The organism is Amycolatopsis sp. NPDC028719, from assembly GCF_055565395.1.
On record NZ_JBVHUL010000002.1, the window covers coordinates 790,859 to 812,636 of the forward strand.

Sequence of the window (21,778 nt, forward strand, 5' to 3'; positions counted from 1 at the left end):
GACCCGGCTCAGCTCCAGGCGATCTTGAACACCCAGGCGTAGCGGCCCGCCTGCCGGGCCGCGGGCGGGACGTCGACCACCAGCGAGCCGTTCTCCGCCGCCCAGTGCAGGTTCCCGCGGTACCCGAGCATCGTCACCCGGTCGCCCGCGCGGATCGGGACCGGCGCGTCGACCACCAGCCTGCTGCCCGGCGCCGCCAGTGAATGGACGTAGAACGCCTCGTTCTGCTTCACCGTGAACCGCAGGTCGCCGAGCTGGGCCATCCGCGACCAGTACGTCGTGCCGTAGATGGCTTCGCCGTTGACCTTCAGCCACGCCCCCGCGTCCCGCAGGTGCTTCTGCATGACGTCCGGGATCGTGCCGTCGAAGTCGGGGCCGATGTCGAGCAGGAAGTTGCCGTTCTTCGACACGATGTCGACGAGCGTCCGGACGACCTCCTCCGCCGTCATGTACCGGTCGTCGGGGGTCGCGCGGTTGTAGCCGTAGGAGAACGGGTCGAGGCCGCGGCTCGCCTCCCACTTCGCCACGACGGTGTTCGGGTACGTCGTGTACTCCGGCGTCGTGAAGTCGTGGTCGGGGATGCCGCCGCGGTCGTTGTAGGTGACGTCCTTGGGGCGCTTGCGGTTCTTCGCGTGGTTGAAGTACTCCGTGAGCACGGTCCGGCTGTCGTTGACGCCGCCGATGTCGAACCACAGGACGTCCGGGTCGAAGCCCGAAATCAGCTCGAGCACCTGCGGCGCCTGGTAGTCGCGGACGAAGTCCTTCCCGGCGGTGTAGCCGGTGTAGGGCAACGGCGCGCCGGTGTACGGGTTGCGCGGCGCGTGCCCCATCCACGGGTTGTCGGGGTTGAACCACTCGGGCAGGGAGAAGTACAGGCCGTTGCGCAGCTGGGGCGTGTACTTGCGGGACGCCGCGAACAGTTCGGCGATGATGTTCCGCTTCGGGCCGAGCTTCATGGAGTTGCGGTCGCTGACCTTCGTGTCCCACAACGCGAAGCCGTCGTGGTGCTTGGACGTGAGGACGTAGTATTCGGCGCCCGCGTCCGCGATCAGCTTCAGCCAGGTGCGCGGGTCGAACTTCGCCGCGGTGAACATCGGGATGAAGTCGTCGTAGGTGAAGTCCTCGCCGTACTTCTCCTTGTGGTAGGCGTAGGTCGCTCCGTTCGGGTCCTGCTGGTTCTGCCAGTACCACTCAGCGTACTGCTGCCCGACCGGCGCCCACGCGGGCACGGCGTACACGCCCCAGTGGATGAAGATGCCGAACTTGCTGTCGGTGAACCAGTACGGCGCGCGGTGCGTCGAGAGCGACGCGTCCGTCGGCCGGAAGTCCGGGACGCCGAGGGTGATCGGGACCTGCTGGGTGGCGAGGGTGCCGCCCCCGGCCGTGACGCGGACCTGGCCGTTCGTGGTGGTCCCGGGCGGCACCGACGCGTTCGGCGCGAGCCCGAGCCGGACCGTCGCCTGCTCCCCCGGCGCCAGCGCGCGGATGCTCGCCGGCACGGTCGTCCGGCCGCCCGGGACGTCGACGGTGACGCTGACCCGGTCGCCGGCCCCGAGCCACACCGTTCCGGCGTTGACGACGGTCGCTTCGGCGGCCTGCGGACCGCCGTCGGTCAGCAGGTTGGCCGTCGAGCGGCCGTCGAGGATCAGTGCCGAGCGGCCGACGGCCACCGGCTGCAGGGTGAGCGCGAAGACGTGCAGGCTGGAGACGTTCGGCGCCGGCGTGGCCGTGACCGGCAGGGTCAGGGCGACGGCGTCGCGGGCCGGGTCGACCCAGACCTGGCCGGTGGCCAGGGAAACCGGGTTGGCGTCGACGACGCCGCCGGGCGCGTAGCGGAACGGCGAGACCAGCGCGCCGGTGCCGGTGTACCAGTCCGGGCCGGACAGCGAGCCGGTGCTCGTGCTGCCGTCGGCGTAGTGCACGGTCGCCGTGCCACCGCATGCGCCGTAGCTGGCGGCGACCAGGAAGTAGGCGACGAAGTACCGCCCCTTCGGCAGGTCGATCGTCTGGCCGGTGGCGGCGATGTTGTTCTTCGCGCCGGCGGCCGCGGAGCCGAGCTTGAACGGGACACCGCCGACGGTGGCGGTCTGCCCGACCGGCAGCCGCTCGGCCGGGAAGGTGTAGCCGGAGCCGTCGAAGTCGCCGCCGGTGGCCGAGGCGCTGTCGATGCCGTCGTGGGAAAACCAGGCGTCGAGCGCGACCGGCACGGGTGGCGGGGGCGGGACGATCGGGGTGCCGGGCCCGTCCGGGGCGGCGTCCACGGGCAGGGCCGCGCCGTGGGTATCGGCACCGGCGCCGGCCGGGGTGCGGCCGGCCGCGCTGAGCGCCACGGCGCCACCCAGGGCGATGCCGAGAGCTTGACGGCGGGGGAAGGTCGTCATTGAACCTCCAGCGATCGGATGACTACGGCGGAATGACGACAGAGTTCGCCCCTGGCTGGCCGATCTGTCGCTGGCAGAGCTGATTCATCCGATGAATGACCCTGCTCGCTGTGCCTGCCGCTGTCAAGAGGCGATCGAAGTGAACCTCGCTCGGCTTCGGCCCGTGGTCCTCGGTACGAGCTGCAGCAACTCGCCGTCAGAAACCAGCCGCGCACCGAAAGGTCAGACCGATGTCCTACTCCCAGAACGCGCTGAGCCGTCGCGCGATCGCCATGCTCAAGGCGGTCGGCGACGGGCGCGCCGAGCTCCGCTGCAGCTGTGAACCCGACCTCCGCGTGGACGGGTTGCCGTGCTGCGACCAGAACACCGCCCACGACCTCGCCCGCGCCGGGCTGATCCGCGCGATCGGCACACCGGCGCGGGGCCAGTGGGCGCCGGCCGAACTGACCGACGCCGGGCACCGCGCGCTCGGCACGGGTCTTCCCGCCGCCGCGGCCTGACCACGCCCAGCCCGACCACACAGCTCGCGCTCGAAGGCCGTGAATGTCGCATTGAGGGACTTGAAGTCTCTCGATGCGACATTCACGGCCTTTCGCTGTCCCGAGCCGGCGGCGGTGGCGAGAAACCTCTCGAACGGGCTGAACCGCCCCGGGCCGGAGACCGTGCTTTGGGGTGAGGGCGTCTCGCACACGCCCTCCGGAGTCGCCACGAAGTAAACGATCCGGGCCAGCCTCCGCCTCGATCGGGACCGGGCACTCCGGCGAGCGGCCGTCGCGGCAACGGCCACCTCGCGCGGGCCCGTCCGGCATCCCCAGAATCCCGGACGGGCCCGCCCCGCACTGTCCGGGATCTTGTCCGATTCGGTCACCTGATCAGCGGTCGCTGGCCCGGAGCAGTCACGCCACTGTGAGTGCATGCGACGCTTCCTGGCCGTGAGCGCGGCACTTCTGGCAGGGTTCGGCATCCTCACGACGTCCGGCAGCGCGAACCCAGAAAGCGCTGTCCCGGTGGTCGCCGAGCACGCCGTCGGCGGCTGGGTCGGTACCTGGGCCGCCTCGCCCGCGGCGGCCGTCGCGAACACCCCGGACGGCTACCCCGGCTTTTCGATCCGCAACGTCGTGCACACCAGCGCCGGTGGCGGCCGGGCCCGCGTCCACCTGTCGAACGCCTTCGGCGCCACTCCCTTGACCTTCGGCCACGTCACCGTCGCGGTCCAGGGCACCGGTCCGGACGCCGTGCCCGGCACACTGCGCTCGCTCACCTTCGGCGGTGCGCCGAGCGTCGTCGTCCCAGCGGGCGCCGAAGCCCTCAGCGATCCGGTGGGCCTGCGGGTGCCGGCCGACGCCAACCTGCTCGTCACGACCTACGTGCCCACGAAGTCCGGGCCCGTCACCTACCACCCGGCCGCGTCGCAGACGTCGTACTTCACCCGGGCGGGCGACTTCGCCGGCAGCGAGTCGGGCGCGCCCTACACCGAGCAGACATCGGTGTGGCACTACGTTTCCGGCGTCGACGTCCAAGGCGGCGCCGAGGCTTCGATCGTGACGCTCGGCGACTCGATCACCGACGGCGTCGGCTCGGCCGCCGGGGCCAACCACCGCTGGCCGGACTACCTCGCCGACCGGCTGCACGGCCGGTTCGGCGTGCTCAACGCGGGGATCAGCGCCAACCGGCTGCTGCTCGACGTGCCCGGGTCCGGCGCCGGTCAGAACGCGTTGTCCCGCTTCGACCGCGACGTGCTCAGCGTCGGCGGCGTCCGGACGCTGATCGTGCTGGAAGGCATCAACGACATCCAGCAGGACCCGCACCAGACCGACCCGGCCGCGATCACCTCGGCCTACCGCCAGCTCGTGACCCAGGCGCACGCCCGCGGCATCCGCGTCCTCGGCGGCACGCTCACGCCGTTCAAGGGCTGGCGCGTCTACGACGAAACGCTCGAAGCGACCCGCACCGCGGTGAACACCTTCATCCGCACCAGCGGGGTGTTCGACGGCGTCGTCGACTTCGACGCCGCCGTCCGCGACCCGGCCGACCCGCTCCGGATGCTCCCGGCCTACGACTCCGGCGACCACCTCCACCCGGGCGACGCGGGCTACGAGCGGATGGCCGCCGCGGTCCGGCTAGACCGGTTGTGAGCGCGGGATGAACAGCACCGCCACCAGGCTGAGCAGCGCCACCCCCACCAGGTAGAGCGACACCGAGAACGAAGTCCCGGTCGAGGTCTGCAACGCCGTCGCGATCAGCGGCGCGAAGCCGCCGCCCAGCACCGCGCCCACGGCGTAGGAGAACGACGCGCCGCTGTAGCGGTACCGCGGCTCGAACAGCTCCGCGAACAACGCCGACTGCGGCCCGTACGTCGCGCCGAGGCCGATGTTCAGCACCACGACGGCCACGATGAGCCAGACCGTGGCCCGCGTGTCCACCAGCAGGAAGAACGGGATCGGCCAGACCACCAGCAGGATCGACCCGGCCAGGTACACCGGCTTGCGGCCGACCTGGTCCGACCACGCCGCCGTGACGAGGATGCTCACCAGCCACGTCAGGCTGCCGACGATGACCACCACCAGCAGGGTGGTGCGGTTGATCTTCAGCACCGAAGTCCCGTAGGAGAGCAGATACGCCAGGAAGATGTACCCGATCGCGGTGTTCGCGATGAAGCTGCCCGACGCGACAAGCACCGAGCGCGGCCGTTCGCGGAAGACGTCGACCATCGGCCGGCTGCTGCGCGCCTCGGTCTCGCGTAGCCGCGCGAACACCGGCGTCTCCTCGATCCGCAGGCGGATCACCAGGCCGACACCGACGAGCACGATGCTCGCCAGGAACGGCACCCGCCAGCCCCAGGCCGCGAACTGCGCGTCGGTCAGGGTGCGGCCGAGGACGAAGAAGAACAGCTGCGCCAGGATCAGCCCGGCGGGGACGCCGATCTGCGAGAACGCGCCGTACCGGCCGCGACGCCCCTCCGGCGCGTGTTCGACCGCCATCAGCGCCGCGCCGCCCCACTCGCCGCCCGCGCTCAACCCCTGCAGCAGCCGCAGGACCAGCAGCAGGATCGGGGCCCAGACGCCGATCGCGGAGTAGGTGGGCAGCAGGCCGACACCGACCGTGGCCACGCCCATCAGGAGCAGGGACAGCACGAGCATCGCCTTGCGGCCCACGCGGTCGCCGAAGTGACCCCACAGGATCCCGCCGACCGGGCGGGCCAGGAACCCGACGCCGAGCGTCGCGAACGCGGCGAGGGTGCCGGACGCGGGCGAGAGCGTCGTGAAGAAGAGCTTGCCGAACACGAGCGCCGTCGCCGTGCTGTAGATGAAGTAGTCGTACCACTCGATCGTGGTCCCGATCGCGCTCGCCACGGCGACCCGCCGCAGCTGCTTGGCCGCTTGGGCCGGAGCCGGCGTCGTCACGAGCCGACGAGGTCCGGCAGGAGGTCTTCGGCCAGCAGGTCCATCAGCAGCCCGTCGTGCCAGCTGCCGTCCGGACCGCGCTCGTAGGAGCGCATCGTGCCGACCGGCTGGAAGCCGAGCGACTGGTAGAGCTGGATCGCGGACTTGTTGTCCGCCGCGGGGTCGATCACCACCCGGTGGTGCCCGCGCACGGTGAACAAGTGCCCGGCCAGCGCCCGGATCGCGTCCGAGCCGAGGCCACGGCCCTGCCAGTCCGGGTGGACGGCGATGTCGATCCCGGCGTGCCGGTACTGCGGATCGGCCTCCTCGAAGGCCAGTTCGATGCCCACGACGACGCCTTCGTGCTCGATGGCGTACGTCGTGGTGCCGTCGTCGGGGTCCAGCAGGTACGCGACCTGGGCGGCCACCGGTTCTTCGGCGTCCGCCCACCACCGGGCGACGTCCGGGTGCGACAGGATCTCCTCGAACCGGGCGGCGTCCGCTGCTGCGGCGGGGCGCAGGCGGACACGGCTGCCGGTGATCAGGCCGGTCATCGGCTCAGTGTCGACCCCCGGACGCCGTCTGTCGAGCAAAGCCGCCCGGCCGGGCCAAGCCGATCGCCGGGTCTCAGCCCCCGGTCACCACGGGTTGTTGTCCTGCTCGTCCGGGTCGGTGGCACCCGCGCGACGCGGCGGCGACGCCGGAGGCGCCCCGGCGGCACCGGCCGGCGGCGTGGGCGAGGGCGGCGTGGGCGGCGGCTCGGCGGCCGGCGGCGCGTCCTCCGGCTCGTCCGGGTCGGGGAACCGGCCGCGGAGGTTGTCCAGCAGCAGCGTCCGGGTCTCGGGGTCCTCGTCGCCGAGCTGCTCGGTCATCACGCCCGCCACGCGTTCGGCGATGCCCGCCTGGGCCCGGCGCATGGTGGTCAGGATCGTCCGGGACAGCTCGTCCAGCGGGAACGACTTGATCTTGTTGCTGAACGTCAGGTCGGTGACCGTGCCGTCGGCGCCGACGGTCACGCTCACCGCGCCGTCGCCGCTGCTGGCGGTCAGCCGCAGCCGTTCGGTCTGCTCCTGCGCGGCCTGGTAACGCTCCGCCTTCGCCGCGAACCCCGCCGCCCAGTCGTCCATCCGGCGGATCGTCTCCTCGGGGTCCCGCATCAGGTCCCCGAGGCCGTTGTTCGGGCTCGTCATGCCTGCACCTTCGCTTCCGCCGTGCGCGGCGCGGCCGCGAGCTGCCGCTCGAACGGCTGGGCGTTGCCCTCTTCGCCGTCCCGGTACGACTGCGCGGCCGTCTTGACGTTGTCGGCCAGGCCGCGCACGCCTTCGCTCGCCGCGTCCAGCGCTTCCTTCGCCTTCTCACCCGTCGGCCGGATGATCGGCGGGAGGAACGCGCACAGCAGCCCGTACGCGTGGTCCGACATCGCCGAGTCCGCCGCCGCGGCCGCGGTGGAGAGCCGGTCCACCAAGCTCTCGACGTGGCTCGCGTGCGCGACCAGCTCGTCGGGCTCGACCTCGAAGCCGCCGGCCGTCATGCGCTCACTTCCAATCCTGGTTCTTCCAGTCGCCGATCACCGGAGGCGCCACCGCTTCTTCGCCCGCGAAGAAGTTCGGGTCGTCGCTCTCGAGGTAGTCGGCCGCCTTGTGTTCCTTGTCGTCTTCCTTCTTGCCGCCACGGGCACCGGCACCCATGCCGCCCATGCCCGGGCTGCCCGCCGCACCGGCCTTGCCGCCCATGCCCGCGTTCCGCGCGGCGGCCGCTTCGGCCTCCGCGGCCGCGCCGGACGCGGCACCACCGCTCAGGCTGCCCGCACCCGTGCCGCGCACACCGCCGCCGGCACCACCGGCACCCGCGCCACCGCCGCCGATCCCGCCGAGGGACCCGCCGCCGGCGCCGCCACCGCCGATGCCGCCGAGCCGGCTCGCGATGCTCTCGCCGTTGATCCCGCCACCGCGGCCGATGGTCGGCATCTTGCCGGTGCCGGTGCCGCCGCCGGGGATCCCGCCCGGGCCGGTGCCGGTGGGCAGGCCGGTGATCGGGTCGATGCCGGGACCGCTGAACCCGGGGATCGGGCTGCCGCCGCGGATACCGCCGCCGCCCCCGCCCGAGATGTCCGGGATGTTCGGGATCGACGGCGGCGTGTAGCCGCTGCCGCCGGTGCCCCCGCCGCCGATACCGGACGGCGAGAAGCCGGACGACGTGGTCGAGTCGCCGCTGATCGGGATCGACGAGCCGGGGATGCCGGCGCCGGAGAAGCTGCCGCCGCCGGGACCGCCGGGGGCGTCGAAGTTCGGCGGGGTGAAGCCCGCGCCGCCGGCGCCGCCGGCGCCACTGCCACCCGCGCCGATTCCGCCGCCGGGGATGCCACTCCCCGAAAAGCCACTGCCGCCCGCGCCCGCGCCGCCGCCGGGGATGCCGCTGCCGGAGAACCCGGCACCGCCGGCCCCCGAGCCGCCGCCGGGGATGCCCGCGCCGCCGTAGGCACCGCTGCCACCGGCCCCGCTGCCACCGGCACCGCCCGAGCCGTCGAGCGCGGCCGGGTCGAGACCCGCCCGCTGCCGGGCCGCCGCGTCCGGGTCCAGCGCCGGGTCCATCGCCGAGCGCGCCAGCAGCGGCTGGTCGGCGCTCGCGGCGGCGCCACCCGAAGCCCGGGTACCGACGCTGTACGGAGTCGCGGTGGCCGACGGGAGCTTCGGCGGAGCCGGGAACCTCGGCGTCGCGACCGCGCCGCCGATGGTGTCGTCGTACTGGGTCATGATCTGCGCCGCGTGGTCCCGGGCCGCCATCTGCGCCCGGTAGGTCTGCATGGCCTCGCCGGCCGCCGCCGCGTACTGCACCGGGTCGGTCATCGACATCAGGCGCTGGTTGGTGCTCTGCAGGTCGAACTGCACCGGCGGGTTGGCCGCCATCTGCCGCTGGGTCTCGTTGAGCGCCTGCGAGTGGATCTCCTGCTGCCGGCCGGCGAGCGTCGCGCCCTGCGCGGTCGCGCCCAGCCACTTGCCGACGCCCGCGAGGTGCTCGCGGACGGCGTCCCCGGCGTCGCCCTGCCAGTTGCTGGTGCTCGCGTTGATCGCGTCGCCGAGGGTCTTCTGGTGCGTGCCCAGGTCGTTGCCGACCGCGACCCACTCCTCCGACGTCTCCGCGACGGTCGCCGGGTTGGCGTCCTGCGTGATGGCGTCGTTCATCTGCTCGTGGCTGGCGTTGCCCCACAGCGTGCGCGGCGCCCCGCCGTTCTCGCGCATGGCGAGACCCTCGTCGAGGCCGTGCTTGGCGTTGTCGAGGTGCTGCTGGTACAGCTCCTGGATCTTCTTGTCGCGCAGCACCGGGTCGACGGCCGGGCCGAGCCAGCCGGCCCGGATCTCGTCGTCGATCTGCTGGGTCGCCATCTCGCGGATCTCGTCGCCCGAGGGCGTGTTGTCCGTTTTGATCGGCCCGACGTAGTACTTCGACGACGAATCGGCAGTCACGTCGTAAAGCGGACTGCGCGGGTTGTAGTCCGGGGACGACGGGTCCGAGACGGACTCGGCGGTGGGTGCCACGGTCTCCCTCAGCTCTGGTCGGCGGTCGGGAGCGAGGTCAGCGTCGTGCGCGTGGTCTCTTCCCGGGACTTGTAGTTCTGCTTGGCCAGCTTGATGGCCTCGATGTAGGTCGGGAACTCCTGGCGCGCCGCCTGCAGCTGGGTCACCAGGCCGTGCTCGTCGGCCGCGGTGCTGACCATGTGCGCGGAGACCCACTGGCCGGTCGCGGTCCGGCTCATCGCGGGCGCGTCGTGCAGCCGCTGGAGGTTCGCCCAGCGCTGCTCCAGGGACTCGAGCACGCCTTCGAGGGCCTCGATCAGCTGGTTGCCCGTGGTGTCGTCGATGGCGAAACCACCGGACTTGGCGAGCTGCTTCAGCCGGGCGCCGGCGAGACCGACGCTGAGCGCCGCCATGGTCTTGGTCTCGGGCGTCGTGGCGGACTGCAGCTGCATCGTCGCCTGGAGAGCCTGGGCCGCCGCCTCGGTCTCTTCCGTCATCAGAAGCTGTTCCTTCCCGGTCAGTAGACGGCGGCGATCGCTTCGCGGATCGCGCGCGCGAGGTCGGCGCGGCCGGCCGGTACGTACTCCGCCGTGAGTTCGCCGGCCTCGCCGGTCTTGGTGTGCACCAGGTAGCGGCCGTCGGCGGTGTCGAGCCAGCTCAGCGGTTCGCCCGCGAGCCGCTCGCCGCGCCTGCTCTGCGCCGTGACGGCGATGTGGCCACCGCCCAGCCGCGGCTCGGCCAGGACCCGCTCGAGCACGGCGACGTCCGACGGCTTCGGCGCCGGCGGCCGGCGGCCCGGCCGCACCACGGCCTTGACCTCGATCATGCCGAAAGCGTCGGTCTCTTCCTCGTCGAACTCGGCGTCCGCGATCCGCTTCGCCGTCATGGCCGAAACCTCGCGCCCGGCTGCGCGGTGCACGACGTGCTTGCCGGTGGTCGCGGCGGGGGCGGGCGGCAGCACGCCGGTGACGACCTCGACCAGGTCTTCGTCGGCGAACAGCGAGAACAGCAGATCGTCGGTGTCCGGGGCCTGGGTGATGCCGAGCGCCTGGGCGCCGTCGGTGACCACCAGCACGGCGACGTCGGCGCCGAGGCCGTCGATCCCGCTCACCGCAACCGAAACGCGCGGTTCGGCCAGCAGCTCGAACGCCGTCCGCACCCCGGGGTGCAGCTCGCCCGAAACCGAAAGCCGTCGCTCCTCGAGCGCGTCGTAGACCTGGCGCGCGACCCGCACGAACCGCAGCGGGTCCGCGGGGAGGTTGCCCGCGCGCAGCGGGTAGCGCCGCACGTCACCGCCGGTGGCTTGGCCCACGACGAGGGCTTCGACGACCTCGAGGACGAACTCGAACCTGTCCGCCATTTCCCCTCGCTGTGTTCTTTCGTCAAACCCTCAAGCAACTTTCCTGCCGAAGGTTATCAGTGCCCGGGTACCCCGCGTCGGCGCCGCCACGCGGGTGCCCGAAAGACCACGATCACTGGACTGCGCGGGCAAAGCGCGGTCGGTGACCAGGTCACCCGATGCGGTGCTGGTGCACCCGCAGCTGCAGGGTGACAAGATCGAGTAGCGGGGTCGCAATGCCCAGCTCACGGGCACGCGCGGTGAGATCGCCGAAGATCTGCTCCCCCTCGACGGGGTGACCGCCGAGCAAGTCGCGGTAGAGCGAAGATCCACCCGTCCCGGGGTCGGTGACGGTCTTGCGGGTGACCGCGAGGTCGGCGGCGGGCACCGGGTACCCGGTGGCCTCGGCCACGGCGGCCGCTTCGGCCACGACGGCTTCGGCGAACTCCGTGCCGCCGGGGACCGCGACGACGTCGCCGATCGTGGCGCGCATCAGGCTGTTCACCGCGCCGATCGCGGCAATGAACACCCATTTCGCCCACATCGACTCGGTGATCCGCTCGTCCAGGGCGGCGTCGAACCCGGCGTTCGTGAGGGCTTCGTCGACGTCAGGCAGCTTTTCGGGCGCGGGCTCCGTGCGGGCGCCGTAGGCCAGGCTCTGCAGCGGGCCGAGCCGCCGGATGGCGCCGTCGTCGTCGAGGGTGGTCTGGACTTTGGCGACCCCGCCGAGCACGGCACCCTTGCCGAACCGCGCGTCGAGGACGTCGATGTGCGCGAGCCCGTTGAGGAACGGCAGGATCAGCGTGCCGGGGCCGACCGCGGGGGCGAAATCGTCGATGGCCGAGCTCAGGCCGGTCGCCTTGACGGCCAGCAGCACGAGGTCGTAGGTCCGGTCGAGGGTGCCGGTCTCGACGAGCGGCGGTTCGAGAACGGTGTCTTCACCGAGGCCGGTGATGCGCAGGCCGCGGTCCCGCAGCAGCTTCGCCCGGCCCGGCCGCACCAGGAAGGTGACGTCGCGGCCCGCCTGCAGCAGCCGGCCGCCGAAGTACCCGCCGGTCGCGCCGGCGCCCACCACCAGAATCTTCAAGTCGCTCACGACGTGACGCTACGCCTTCCGGGTCGCCGTCCCAGTGTTCGGACCACGTTTCCGGGCCACAGCGTTTTCACAGCGATGCACAGCGAAACGACAGGTCGATCCGCCGTCGCCGGGCGTTGACCAGGCATGGGAAGACGGATCCGCCGGACACTGGTGGCCGCCGGGCTGGCGGCGGCCGCGTTGACGGCCGGGACGGTGGTCGTGGTGGACGGGCACCGGGTGACCCCGACCACGGCTCCTCCCCCGGCGTTGGCGGAGGACACGGCGGTGAGCCCGGTGGCCTCGACGTCCTCGGTCCCGTACCCGGATTTGTCGTCGGTGGCGGGCGAGGTGAGCGACGCGGTGACGGCGGCATCGCGCGGCACGAGTGTCGGGTTCGCCCTGTACGACCGCGAGTCGGGCAAGGAGCTGGCAGCACTCGACGCGGACCGCCCGTACTACACGGCTTCGGTGGTCAAGCTGCTGATCGCGATCGACGAGGTCCGTTCGAACGACGGCTGGGCGCTCCCGGACGCGGGCGCGGTCGAGGACCTGACGGACATGCTGGAGGGCAGCAACGACGCGATCGCGTCGGCATTCTGGGAGCAGAACGGCGGCACCGCGATCGTGACCCGCACGGCGGCGCTGATCGGGCTGCGGCACACAACGCCCCCGGCCGACCCGACCGAGTGGGGAATGGCGAAGACGAGCGCAAGCGACGTGGTGGCGACGTACGAGTACTTGCTGGACGTCATCCCGGACGAGGTATCGGCCCCGTTGCTGGCGGCATTGGGCAACGCCCGCGACCCGGCGGACGACGGCTGGGACCAGTACTTCGGCATCCCGGACGGCTTGCCGGGGCGACCGTGGCAGATCAAGCAGGGGTGGATGATCCTGCGGGATGCGTTGGTGCTGAACACGACCGGAGTGGTGGGTGGGCGGTACGTCGTGGTGCTGATGACGCAGCAGCCATCGGTGAGTTCGGCGAAGGGCCGGGAAGCGGTGACGGCGGGGATCGAGACGTTGGCACCTCTGCTCGGCCAACTCGACGCGACTTGAGGTGTGGGGCTGCGGAGCATTGCTTGGGTCCGGCCTTCTTTGCCGAGGCGCGGCTGACGAGCGCCAAGAAGCGCAGGGCTGGTGCTCGAATGAGGTGAGCCCGCCCGGCAGGCCGGATCTTGACCGCGGAGACGCTCAGGGCCCGCACCGGCGACGCCCGATCGCCGAGCAAGCAAGTGGCCGCTCGGAGCGCGGCGAGCCCGCATGGCAAGTGAAATCTTGACCTCGGAGAAGCTCGAGACCCGGTGCGGGGAGCGCACTATCGCCGAGCACGCAGGTAGCCGCTCGGGGCGCGGTGAGCCCGCGCGGTAGGCGGGACCGTGAACCCGGTGACAGTCAACAGCCGGCACTGGCGGCGCTCGACCTTGTTTGTCGGACAGGCGAGCTCCCAGGCGTGGGTGTAGGCCCGTCGCCGGTGGGCTGCGGGCCTTTCCCGTGTTCGGTTGTTCAGGCTGCGAACGGCAAGGGTTCGTGGAGGTTGTTGCGCCTGGGTTTTCGGCGTTTGTCCAGGAAGTACCGATTTCCCACGTTCCGGCGAAGCTGTATCAGTAGAAATCAACCACGAGACCCAGAAACAGAACGAGCCCGCTCAATATCCGGCCCACGGTACATCCGCTCGGGAATCCGAGCCAAGGTAGAAGGATGAACCTGCGACCCCAGCCCATAAAGCTTTTGAAAACTCATGATCAAAGGCCGCCAGGCATCAGGATCGACATGATCCGGGCTCCCATCAACCAAGATCTCCGAGTGCACGAAAACCCGCTGAACCCGAACCTCGACGGCAACGATCCCCCCACGCTGCGAAGGATCCTCATCGGCAACAGGATGCACAGCCTCGACCACGGCCTCCATCGCAACAGGACACTCGGCAACTCGAGGCGGAGAAACAGTAGAAGAAGCAACAGGAGTCAGCCCCGCACGCGAGAACTTGTCCGCAACATGGAAGTACCCACGAGAAGCCTTACCGGCAGGAACCGGATCCGAACCCGTGGTCAACGCCAGCCGGTCGACAGCCGGAGCCATCGCGTCGGAAGGCAGATTCAGCACGCATTCCCGAGTGCGCACCAGGTTCTGCGCCGTCTTGGACCGGGCGCCGAGCCCGAGCATGGCGCGCCAGCCGAGCCAGAACGCCGAGGACATCGGGGCCAGGTTCGGCGAACCGTCCTCGTTGGAACTGGAGATCAGGACGACCGGGGTGCCGAAGTACAGGATGCCGGGCTCGATGGCCGTGTGCGCAGGGATCTTCACACCGAAATCTTGCCGCGGCCGAACGACGAAGACTCGCGGAAAACGGCCGTCGCGATCACCGGCGCCACCACGGGCGCCGGTGATCGCGACAAGGCTCAGCGGGTCAGTGCCCGCCGGGTGAGGACCCGCGCCAAATGACGGCGGTACTCGGCCGTCGCGTGGGGCTCGTCCGGTGGGGATGTCCCCTCGGCCGCCAACTCGGCCGCGTCGGCAGCAGACGCCCCCGCGGCCAGCGCCGCTTCGGTCGCCGACGCCCGCAGCGGGACTCCGCCCATGTTCACCAGGCCGACGCGGCCGCCGGCGACGGCCACTCCCACCATCGCCCAGTCGATCGCGCGGCGGGTGAACTTCTGGAACGCCCAGTCCTGTCCCGTCTGCGCCGGCAGGCGGATCTCCGTCAGCAGCTCGTCCGGCTCCAGCGGCGTCGTGAACGGGCCGAGGAAGAACTCCGCCGCCGGGATCCGCCGCTCCCCCGCCGGGCCGCGCGCCACCAGCACCGCGTCCGACGCCAGCACCGCCGCGGGCAGGTCCGCCGCGGAGTCCGCGTGCACCAGCGAACCGCCGATCGTGCCGCGGTGGCGGACCTGGCGGTCGCCGACCTCACCGGAGACGTGGGCCAGCAGCGGCGCGTGCTGCCGCAGCACCGGATCCTGCACGAGATCGCTGTACCGCGACAACGCGCCGATCACGACCTCGTCGCCTTCGAGCCGGACGTAGCGGAGCTCGTCGACCGGCCCGATGTCGATCAGGTACTCCGGCGCCGCCAGCCGCAGCTTCATCAGCGGCAGCAGGGAATGCCCGCCGGCGAGGACCTTCGCCTCGTCCCCCAGCGACGCGAGCCGGGCCAGTGCTTCGTCCACTGTGGACGCGCGCTCGTAGCGGAACTCGGCGGGGATCACTCGCCCACCTCCTGTCCCGAAGCGTCGATCACGGCGCTCACGATGTTGTGGTATCCGGTGCAGCGGCAGAGGTTCCCCTCGAGCCCGGCGCGCACCTCGTCGCGGGACGGCTTCGGGTTGTCGGCCAGCAGCGACACCGACGCCATGATCATCCCCGGTGTGCAGAACCCGCACTGCAGGCCGTGCTGCTCGCGGAACGCCCGCTGCACGGGGTGCAGCTCACCGTCCGAAGAGGACAGCCCCTCGACCGTCGTGACGGCGTGGCCGTCGGCCTGCGCGGCCAGCACCGTGCAGGACTTGACCGACTCGCCGTCGAGCAGCACCGTGCAGGCGCCGCAGGACGTCGTGTCGCAGCCGATGTTCGTGCCGGTCAGCCCGGCGGTGTCGCGCAGGAAGTGCACCAGCAGCGTCCGGTCCGGCACCTCCTCGGCCACCGGCCGCCCGTTGACCTCGATCGAAACCTTCACTGCTCGTTCTCCTTGCCGGCTGCTTCCAGTGCGGCCCAGACCCGGATCGGGGTCGTGGGCATGTCCAGGTGCTTGACGCCGCGCTCGCTCAGCGCGTCCACCACCGCGTTGTGCACGGCAGGCGTCGAGCCGATCGTCGCCGCTTCCCCGATCCCCTTGACGCCCAGCAGGTTCCGGTCGGTCGGGGTGGCCATGTCGACCAGCTCGAAGTCCGGCAGCTCGACGGCCGTGATGAACGAGTAGTCCGCCAGTGTCGCGGTGGTCGGGTTGCCGTCTTCGTCGTAGGTGACGACTTCCATCAGCGCCTGCGCCGCGCCCTGCCCGAGCCCGCCGTGGCGCTGCCCGCGGAAGGTGAGCGGGTTGACGATCGGGCCGGCGTCGTCGACGGCGACGATCCGCCGCAGGTCGACCTTGCCGGTCTCGGTGTCGACCTCGACCACAGCGAGGTGCGCGCCGAACGGGAACGTCGGCTTGCCGCCGCCGAACCAGACGTCGGCCGAGAGCTTGCCCTCGGCGGCGGAGGCCACCTGCGCCCAGCTCAGCACGGAGCTCGACGGCGCGCCGCGGACCTGCCAGACGCCGCGCTCGGCGTCCAGCTCGAGGTCGTCCGGCGCCGCTTCCAGCAGGTCCGCCGCCAGGTCCCGGGCCTGCGCGATCACCTCGTCGGCCGCCTGCCGGATCGCCGAGCCGCCCAGCTGCAGCGACCGGGAGCCGAACGTGCCGACGGCCTTGGGCACCTCGTCGGTGTCGCCGTGGCGGACGGTGATCTTCTCCAGCGGCACGCCGAGCTGGTCGGACAGCAGCATCGCCAGCGACGTGCCGAGCCCCTGGCCGTGCGGCGAGCTGCCGGTCCACGCGACGACCGAGCCGTCCGGGTGGATGTCGACGCGGCCGCTCTCGCCACCGGAGTCGCCGCCGGTGATCTCGACGTAGGCCGCGATCCCGAGGCCGAGCTCGATCGGGTCGCCGGCCTCGCGCCGCCGCTTCTGTTCGGCGCGCAGTTCGGCGTAGCCGGCGGTTTCGAGCGCCTTGTCCAGTGCCGCCGCGTACTCGCCCGTGTCGTAGGACGCGCCCGTCGGCGTCTGGTACGGGAACTCCTCGGGCCGGATGAAGTTGACCCGGCGGACCTCGGCCGGGTCCAAGCCGAGCTCGCCGGCGAAGCGGTCCATCGCCCGCTCGAGCGCGGCCGTCGCCTCCGGGCGGCCCGCGCCGCGGTAGGCCGCGATCGGCGTCGTGTTCGTGACGACCCCGCGGCTGCGCGTCTCGACCTTCGGGAACCGGTACACGCCGACCGCCATGAGCTCCGTCAGCGTCGGCAGGAACAACGTCCGCGGGTACGCGCCGGCGTCCTGGATGACGTCGAGGCGGTACGCGAGGACGGTGCCGTCGCGCTTGCCCCCGATGGTCACGGTGTTCTGCTGCGCGCGGCCGTGCGTCATCGAGGTGAGGTTCTCGCTGCGCGACTCGACCCAGCGGACCGGCCGGCCGATCTCCTTCGCGGCCCAGCCGAGGACGGTCGCTTCGGGGTCCGCGCCGATCTTCGCGCCGAACCCGCCGCCGACGTCCGGCGCGATGACGCGCACCTTGTCCTCGCCGACGCCGAGGCTCATGGCCAGCTGCGTGCGGGCGATCTGGGCGTTCTGCGTGGAAAGCCAGACCGTCAGCCTGCCGTCTTCGCCCCACGCGCAGGACGCGCCCCGGACTTCCAGCGGCGCGGGTGCGACGCGCTGGTTGACGATGGTCGTCGTGACGACCACGTCGCAGTCCGCGAAGATCCCGTCGTCGAACTCCTTCGTGCCGTTGACCTGCATGACGTTGCTGCCGGTCTCGGGGTACAGCAGCGTCTCGTCCGCCAGCGCCGCGTCAATGCTCGCGACGGCGCCGAGGGGGTCGTAGTCGATGTCGACCAGCTCGGCCGCGTCGGCCAGCTGGTAGCGCTCCTCCGTGAGGACGAGCGCGACGGGCTCGCCGACGTAGCGCACCACCTCGCCCGCCAGCCACGGCTCCTTCACCGGCCCCGCGTCGTGCGGGTCGAGGCCGAGGTCGGCGGCGGTGAACACGCCGAGCACCCCCGGCGCCGCCTTCGCCTCGCTGACATCGATGCTTTCGATCCGCGCGTGCGCGACAGGACTGCGCACGAACACCGCATGCGCGGCTCCGGAAAGCGCTTCCTCCCGCAGATCGTCCACGTAGGTGCCGCCCGCGGTGATCAGGTTCTGATCCTCCTGGCGGACCACCCGGGTCCCGACAATGCTCATCTGGTCTCCTGCTCGCCGATACCCCGCCGATCATGCCCTTTTTTCAGGAGAACGCCAGCACCACGGCCAAGCCGAGGCCGGCGATGCCGATCCCGATGCGCAACGGCGTCGCGGGCAGGTGGCGCACGAGCGTCGCGCCCAGCCACCCGCCGCCGAGGGAGCCGAGGCAGACGGCGAGGGCGGCCGGCCAGACGACCTTGCCGGTGACGGCGAAGACGATCGCGGCGAGCAGGTTCGCCGAGCCGGTGACCAGGTTCTTCGCGGCGTTCGTCCGGGCGAGCGGCTGAGTCCAGACGGAAACGAGCAACGCGAGCATGAGCACGCCCGCGGCCGCGCCGAAGTAGCCGCCGTAGATGCCGATGCCGAAGGCCGCGACGCCGGTGGCCGGGCGCAGGCCGTGGTGCTCGGCGCCTTCCGCCAGCCGGCGCAGCCGCGGCCCGGCCATCAGGACGATCGAGGCCCCGCCGATCAGCCACGGGACGATCGCGGTGAACGCGTCGGCCGGGGTCAAGAGCAGGACCAGTCCGCCGCACGCGCCGCCGACCGTGGTGATGACGCAGAGCGGGATGATCTTCCGCCGTTGGCCGGCCAGTTCCGGCCGCGCGCCGGCGGCGCCTCCGGCGGTGGTGCCGAGCATGGCGACGGTGTTGGTGATGTTGGCGGTGACGGGCGGGAGACCCGCGGCGAGGAGGGCAGGGTACGAGACGAGCGAGGCCAGCCCGGCGATGGACCCGGTCAGCCCGGCCCCCACGCCGGCCAGGACGAGCAGAAGGAAGACGCCGGGGCCGGTGATCACGTTGTCATCTCAACACGGCGGGGACGCCCGGCCCCGGTGAGATTGCTCCCATCAGCCCGGCCCCAAGGTCTTGAATGAGTCATTCAGGTCTTCGGAGGTCCTGAACGACTCATTCAAGACACTGCGAAGCCGGCGCGACCAACCCTGGTGGTATAGGCCGTTATACGAATTACCCTGACCTTGTCCGAAAGCGGACGGGATCAGCCACCGGGCTTGCCTCGCCACGGGAAGCCGTCACAGAATCCGCGCTGACAAGGTTGTCATCGAGCGGAGACCGGACCATGGGTGAGTTGAACCGGCGGAAAGCCCTCCTGGGCGCGGGCGGCGTCGCGGCCTTCCTGGCCTCGGGACTGCTGCCGGGAGTGGCGGCGGCAGCGGGGACGGCGAGCGGCCGGGCACCCGGCGGACCGCCGGACCCGGTGGCCGCCACCTACCTGCGCGTCCTGCTCCGGCACACCCGCTGGGCCGAGCAGCAGTTCGACGCCGCGGCCGGGATCTACCCCGCGAAGGACTTCACCTTCGCCGTCGTCCTCGGCAACGCGCTCCTCCTCACCCGCCCCGGCTACGACGAAACCGCGGCCGGCGTCAGCCAAGCGACCCTCAAGGCCCACACCCTCGCCACCATCGAGCACTTCGCCGCGTCGAACCTGCTCACCGGCGGTACCGAGTGGGGCCGGAAGCTGTTCTTCGACACCACTTTCCAGTCGTACTTCGTGCTCGCCGCCCGTCTCCTGTGGACGGACCTCGACGACGCCACCAGGGCGAACGTCGAGCGCATCACGACCGAACAGGCCGCTTACACGACCGCCCTCGGCGACCGGGACGACCCCACGTCCGGCAGCTGGACGCCGAACGGACGGAAGGGCGGCTTCGTCGGCGACACCAAGCTCGAAGAGATGGGTGTCTACGCGCAGTCCCTCGCCCCCGCACTCGCGTGGGCGCCGAAGGACGCACGGGCCCAGGCGTGGCGGGACGCCTTCGGTACCTGGAGCCGCAACGAAGGCGGGCTGCCGGCCGCCGACCTGGCGAACCCGCGGCTCGTCGACGGCGTCCCCGTCTCCGCCAACACCGCCACCAACCTCTACGACACCTTCCTCGTCGAGAACCACGGCTCGTTCGGCCCGCACTACCAGGAAGAACTGTGGCGCACCTCGGGCCGCAACGCGATGCACTTCCTGGCGGCCGGCACGCCGCTGCCCGAAGTCCTCACCGCCCAGCCGAACGGCGAGCTCCTCTGGCGCACCATGCTGCTGATGACCAGCGACGCCGGCGAGCCGCTGATGCCGATGGTCGCCGACCGCGAACACCTCTACGGCCGGGACGTCATCCCGCTCGCCTTCCGCGCCCAGGTGCTCGGCGACCGCCACGCCGCCCGCGCCGAAGCCGACCTCGCCGCGCGCCTCGAGCCCTACCAGGCCTACGCGCCCGCCGACCGGATCACGAAGTTCTCCGGCGAACCGAAGTACGAGCCGGAGGCCCGCGCCGAACTCGCCATCAGCTACCTGCTCCACGAGTGGCGCGCCCAGCATCAAGGCCCCCTCGCGCCGGCGACCAAGAACGAGTTCGACACGCACGCCGCCGGGGTCGCCGACTTCGGGGCCGGGCCCGGCCTGCTGGCCCACCGCTCCCCCGCCGCCTGGGCGGCGACGGTGACCAAGCCCGGCTTCGTGAAGTTCGCTTGGCAGCCGCACCACGACGACTGGCTGTTCGTGCTCGGCGGCGCCAACCCGATGCTGCTTCCCGCCACGAACGTCGCGGTCAGGGAACGCCACGCCACGACCTACGAGAAGGTTCGCGACGGCTTCGACGGCACGATCGGCGTCCTGCGCTTCGACGCCGGGTACGCCGCGCTCGCCACCCTTCCCACCGGGGCCGCCGTGTACGCCAGCACCGGCGTCGCCGAGAGCGAAGGCGTCCTGAACGTCTACAACCTCACCATGCCGGGCGTTCCCGGCCTCGACGGCGACCGCACCTACACCGCGGCCGAAGGCAAGGTCACGCTCAAAGCGCAGGCCGCACCGACCGGTGCCCGCACCGACGACCTGACCTTCGCACCGGTGACCGCCCGGCACGTCCGGATGCTCGGCGTCCAGCCGGACCCGACGTACGGCTATTCCCTCTGGGCCCTGGAAGTCCGCGACGGCGTCGGCCCGGACCTCGCGCGAGCGGGCACCGCGTCGGCGTCTTCGGCCAGCTCCGGCAAAGAAGCCAGGTACGCGAACGACGGCGACCCCGCCACGCGCTGGGCAGTGTCCACATCGGACCGGCCGCGGGCGGACAGCTGGCTCGCGATCGACCTCGGCACCCCGCAGGTCATCGACCGGGTCCGGCTGAGCTGGGAAGCGGCCGCCGGGCGCAAGTACCGCGTCGAGACCTCGCCGGACGGCGCGACCTGGACGGCCGTGGCGACCTACCCGGTACCCGCGCTGCGCAGCTCGAAGGGCTGGCTGGACGTCGACGGCCGGGCCGGGATCGTCGTCGACGGCCCGAACCCGGTGACGGTCACCGGCGACCGCGTCACCCTCTCCGACGGCCCCGCCGCACCGCTGCTCGCGGAGCTGTACCCGGACCCGGCGAACGCGCCGGAGCTCGCCGGCCGCCCCCGCGCCACCACCGGCACGCCGGCGGTCCGCGCGACCGTCACCGACGGCTTCCTCGTGCTGGTCAACCTTTCCGGCGCCGCGGCGAGCGGCACGGCGACCCTCCCCCAGGACGGCGGCGCGTACCGGCTGTACCGCGGCGAGCAGACCGTCACCCGGACCGGCACCGAAGTCTCCTACGCCCTGGCCGCGGCGGAAGGCCGCATCGAACCGCCGCGGTTCACCGTCCGGGGCCCGGCCGGGCTCAAGGCGGTCGTGCGCGACGCGAGCCGGGTCGACCTCACCGCACCGGGGTCCCTCCCGGTGGTCGTCGCGGTGACGCCGGAGGGCGGCCGGCCGCGGCCGGTGGTGCTGCCGCCGCGCCGGAGCGTCCCGGTCGTGTTCGGCGACGTCCGCCCGTACCCCCTGGCCGACCTCGCGCTCGGCCGGACCACCTTCCCCGCGGCTCCCCTGCCGCCCGGGATGTCGAGCCCCGCGGCGGCCGTCGACGACGACCCGGCGACGGCGTGGCGGCCCGGCCCGAACGGCCGGCTGGTCGTAGATCTCGGGGCGGTGGCGGCGGTTTCCGCGGTCGAACTGGCCTGGACACCCGGCCGCCGGCCCTCGGCCAGCATCGAAACCAGCACCGACGGCGTCACGTACCGGACGGCGGGCACCGGCCCGGCCCGGTACGTGGCGGTCCGGACGGGCTGGCGGGACGGCGACGCGAGCCTCGTGCGGATTTCCGTCCGCACTTGATCGATCTCGCAGCGCTCGCG

The 21,778-nt window shown here is 71.8% G+C and carries 18 protein-coding genes; 4 read left to right on the forward strand and 14 right to left on the reverse strand.

The genetic code is table 11. The annotated features are described in order from the left end of the window. Positions 1 to 8: 8 nt before the first annotated feature. Positions 9 to 2,381: an alpha-L-fucosidase gene (locus ACZ4TR_RS11695; RefSeq protein ID WP_465286988.1), complete on the reverse strand. Its 2,373-nt coding sequence runs from the start codon at positions 2,379 to 2,381 to the stop codon at positions 9 to 11. A 230-nt stretch (positions 2,382 to 2,611) separates the two neighbouring features. Between ACZ4TR_RS11695 and ACZ4TR_RS11700 the strand changes: the two genes are divergently transcribed. Both ACZ4TR_RS11700 and ACZ4TR_RS11705 read left to right on the forward strand, forming a co-directional pair. Then, positions 2,612 to 2,881: a hypothetical protein gene (locus ACZ4TR_RS11700; protein WP_465286989.1), complete on the forward strand. Its 270-nt coding sequence runs from the start codon at positions 2,612 to 2,614 to the stop codon at positions 2,879 to 2,881. Positions 2,882 to 3,295: 414 nt separating this feature from the next. Next, positions 3,296 to 4,516, forward strand: coding sequence for an SGNH/GDSL hydrolase family protein (locus ACZ4TR_RS11705; RefSeq protein ID WP_465286990.1), 1,221 nt, complete (start codon positions 3,296 to 3,298; stop codon positions 4,514 to 4,516). Here the strand turns inward: ACZ4TR_RS11705 and ACZ4TR_RS11710 are convergent. The 8 genes from ACZ4TR_RS11710 to ACZ4TR_RS11745 form a co-directional block, all read right to left on the reverse strand. Beyond that, complete coding sequence (locus tag ACZ4TR_RS11710) at positions 4,502 to 5,785, reverse strand: MFS transporter (protein ID WP_364528687.1); 1,284 nt, start codon at positions 5,783 to 5,785, stop codon at positions 4,502 to 4,504. The two genes, ACZ4TR_RS11705 and ACZ4TR_RS11710, sit on opposite strands and share 15 nt — an antisense overlap. Then, positions 5,782 to 6,318: a GNAT family N-acetyltransferase gene (locus tag ACZ4TR_RS11715; RefSeq protein ID WP_364528690.1), complete on the reverse strand. Its 537-nt coding sequence runs from the start codon at positions 6,316 to 6,318 to the stop codon at positions 5,782 to 5,784. Before ACZ4TR_RS11715 ends, ACZ4TR_RS11710 begins: the two co-directional genes overlap by 4 nt. A gap of 84 nt (positions 6,319 to 6,402) precedes the next feature. Beyond that, the gene (locus ACZ4TR_RS11720; protein WP_465286991.1) at positions 6,403 to 6,954 is read right to left on the reverse strand and encodes a YbaB/EbfC family nucleoid-associated protein; all 552 of its coding nucleotides are present in this window, start codon (positions 6,952 to 6,954) and stop codon (positions 6,403 to 6,405) included. Then, positions 6,951 to 7,295, reverse strand: a complete 345-nt coding sequence (locus ACZ4TR_RS11725; RefSeq protein WP_364528695.1) for a type VII secretion target — start codon at positions 7,293 to 7,295, stop codon at positions 6,951 to 6,953. The genes ACZ4TR_RS11720 and ACZ4TR_RS11725 overlap by 4 nt, the downstream gene beginning before the upstream one ends. A gap of 4 nt (positions 7,296 to 7,299) precedes the next feature. Beyond that, positions 7,300 to 9,300 (reverse strand): hypothetical protein, encoded by a 2,001-nt coding sequence (locus tag ACZ4TR_RS11730; RefSeq protein ID WP_465286992.1) that lies wholly within the window; start codon positions 9,298 to 9,300, stop codon positions 7,300 to 7,302. A gap of 8 nt (positions 9,301 to 9,308) precedes the next feature. Next, on the reverse strand, positions 9,309 to 9,776 hold the full coding sequence (locus ACZ4TR_RS11735; RefSeq protein ID WP_465286993.1) for a hypothetical protein: 468 nt from the start codon (positions 9,774 to 9,776) through the stop codon (positions 9,309 to 9,311). Positions 9,777 to 9,796: 20 nt separating this feature from the next. Then, positions 9,797 to 10,639 carry an ESX secretion-associated protein EspG gene (locus ACZ4TR_RS11740; protein WP_364528704.1) on the reverse strand — a complete coding sequence of 281 codons (843 nt, stop codon included), beginning with the start codon at positions 10,637 to 10,639 and terminating at the stop codon, positions 9,797 to 9,799. A gap of 151 nt (positions 10,640 to 10,790) precedes the next feature. After that, on the reverse strand, positions 10,791 to 11,714 hold the full coding sequence (locus ACZ4TR_RS11745) for a 2-dehydropantoate 2-reductase (protein ID WP_465286994.1): 924 nt from the start codon (positions 11,712 to 11,714) through the stop codon (positions 10,791 to 10,793). 126 nt (positions 11,715 to 11,840) lie between these two features. Here ACZ4TR_RS11745 and ACZ4TR_RS11750 point away from each other — a divergent pair, with 126 nt between their 5' ends. Then, positions 11,841 to 12,752 (forward strand): serine hydrolase, encoded by a 912-nt coding sequence (locus ACZ4TR_RS11750; RefSeq protein WP_465286995.1) that lies wholly within the window; start codon positions 11,841 to 11,843, stop codon positions 12,750 to 12,752. 555 nt (positions 12,753 to 13,307) lie between these two features. Here the strand turns inward: ACZ4TR_RS11750 and ACZ4TR_RS11755 are convergent. The 5 genes from ACZ4TR_RS11755 to ACZ4TR_RS11775 form a co-directional block, all read right to left on the reverse strand. Next, a complete protein-coding gene (locus tag ACZ4TR_RS11755) occupies positions 13,308 to 14,000 on the reverse strand; it encodes a flavin reductase family protein (RefSeq protein ID WP_465286996.1) in 693 nt (230 codons plus the stop codon). Positions 14,001 to 14,095: 95 nt separating this feature from the next. Beyond that, on the reverse strand, positions 14,096 to 14,899 hold the full coding sequence (locus ACZ4TR_RS11760; RefSeq protein WP_465286997.1) for an FAD binding domain-containing protein: 804 nt from the start codon (positions 14,897 to 14,899) through the stop codon (positions 14,096 to 14,098). Beyond that, positions 14,896 to 15,366, reverse strand: coding sequence for a (2Fe-2S)-binding protein (locus tag ACZ4TR_RS11765; RefSeq protein WP_364525542.1), 471 nt, complete (start codon positions 15,364 to 15,366; stop codon positions 14,896 to 14,898). Before ACZ4TR_RS11765 ends, ACZ4TR_RS11760 begins: the two co-directional genes overlap by 4 nt. Then, entirely contained in the window at positions 15,363 to 17,624 is a 2,262-nt protein-coding gene (locus ACZ4TR_RS11770) for a xanthine dehydrogenase family protein molybdopterin-binding subunit (protein WP_465286998.1), read from the reverse strand. Before ACZ4TR_RS11770 ends, ACZ4TR_RS11765 begins: the two co-directional genes overlap by 4 nt. Positions 17,625 to 17,667: 43 nt before the next feature. Then, positions 17,668 to 18,420: a sulfite exporter TauE/SafE family protein gene (locus ACZ4TR_RS11775; RefSeq protein WP_465286999.1), complete on the reverse strand. Its 753-nt coding sequence runs from the start codon at positions 18,418 to 18,420 to the stop codon at positions 17,668 to 17,670. Positions 18,421 to 18,701: 281 nt separating this feature from the next. Between ACZ4TR_RS11775 and ACZ4TR_RS11780 the strand changes: the two genes are divergently transcribed. Further along, positions 18,702 to 21,758: a discoidin domain-containing protein gene (locus tag ACZ4TR_RS11780; RefSeq protein ID WP_465287000.1), complete on the forward strand. Its 3,057-nt coding sequence runs from the start codon at positions 18,702 to 18,704 to the stop codon at positions 21,756 to 21,758. Positions 21,759 to 21,778: the final 20 nt, after the last annotated feature.

Excerpts from the sequence above, each read along its gene's own strand:
- ACZ4TR_RS11695 (WP_465286988.1), bottom strand. The coding sequence starts at position 2,381 with ATGACGACCTTCCCCCGCCGTCAAGCTCTCGGCATCGCCCTGGGTGGC.
- ACZ4TR_RS11700 (WP_465286989.1), top strand. The coding sequence starts at position 2,612 with ATGTCCTACTCCCAGAACGCGCTGAGCCGTCGCGCGATCGCCATGCTC.
- ACZ4TR_RS11705 (WP_465286990.1), top strand. The coding sequence starts at position 3,296 with ATGCGACGCTTCCTGGCCGTGAGCGCGGCACTTCTGGCAGGGTTCGGC.
- ACZ4TR_RS11715 (WP_364528690.1), bottom strand. The coding sequence starts at position 6,318 with ATGACCGGCCTGATCACCGGCAGCCGTGTCCGCCTGCGCCCCGCCGCA.
- ACZ4TR_RS11720 (WP_465286991.1), bottom strand. The coding sequence starts at position 6,954 with ATGACGAGCCCGAACAACGGCCTCGGGGACCTGATGCGGGACCCCGAG.
- ACZ4TR_RS11725 (WP_364528695.1), bottom strand. The coding sequence starts at position 7,295 with ATGACGGCCGGCGGCTTCGAGGTCGAGCCCGACGAGCTGGTCGCGCAC.
- ACZ4TR_RS11735 (WP_465286993.1), bottom strand. The coding sequence starts at position 9,776 with ATGACGGAAGAGACCGAGGCGGCGGCCCAGGCTCTCCAGGCGACGATG.
- ACZ4TR_RS11740 (WP_364528704.1), bottom strand. The coding sequence starts at position 10,639 with ATGGCGGACAGGTTCGAGTTCGTCCTCGAGGTCGTCGAAGCCCTCGTC.
- ACZ4TR_RS11750 (WP_465286995.1), top strand. The coding sequence starts at position 11,841 with ATGGGAAGACGGATCCGCCGGACACTGGTGGCCGCCGGGCTGGCGGCG.
- ACZ4TR_RS11770 (WP_465286998.1), bottom strand. The coding sequence starts at position 17,624 with ATGAGCATTGTCGGGACCCGGGTGGTCCGCCAGGAGGATCAGAACCTG.
- ACZ4TR_RS11780 (WP_465287000.1), top strand. The coding sequence starts at position 18,702 with ATGGGTGAGTTGAACCGGCGGAAAGCCCTCCTGGGCGCGGGCGGCGTC.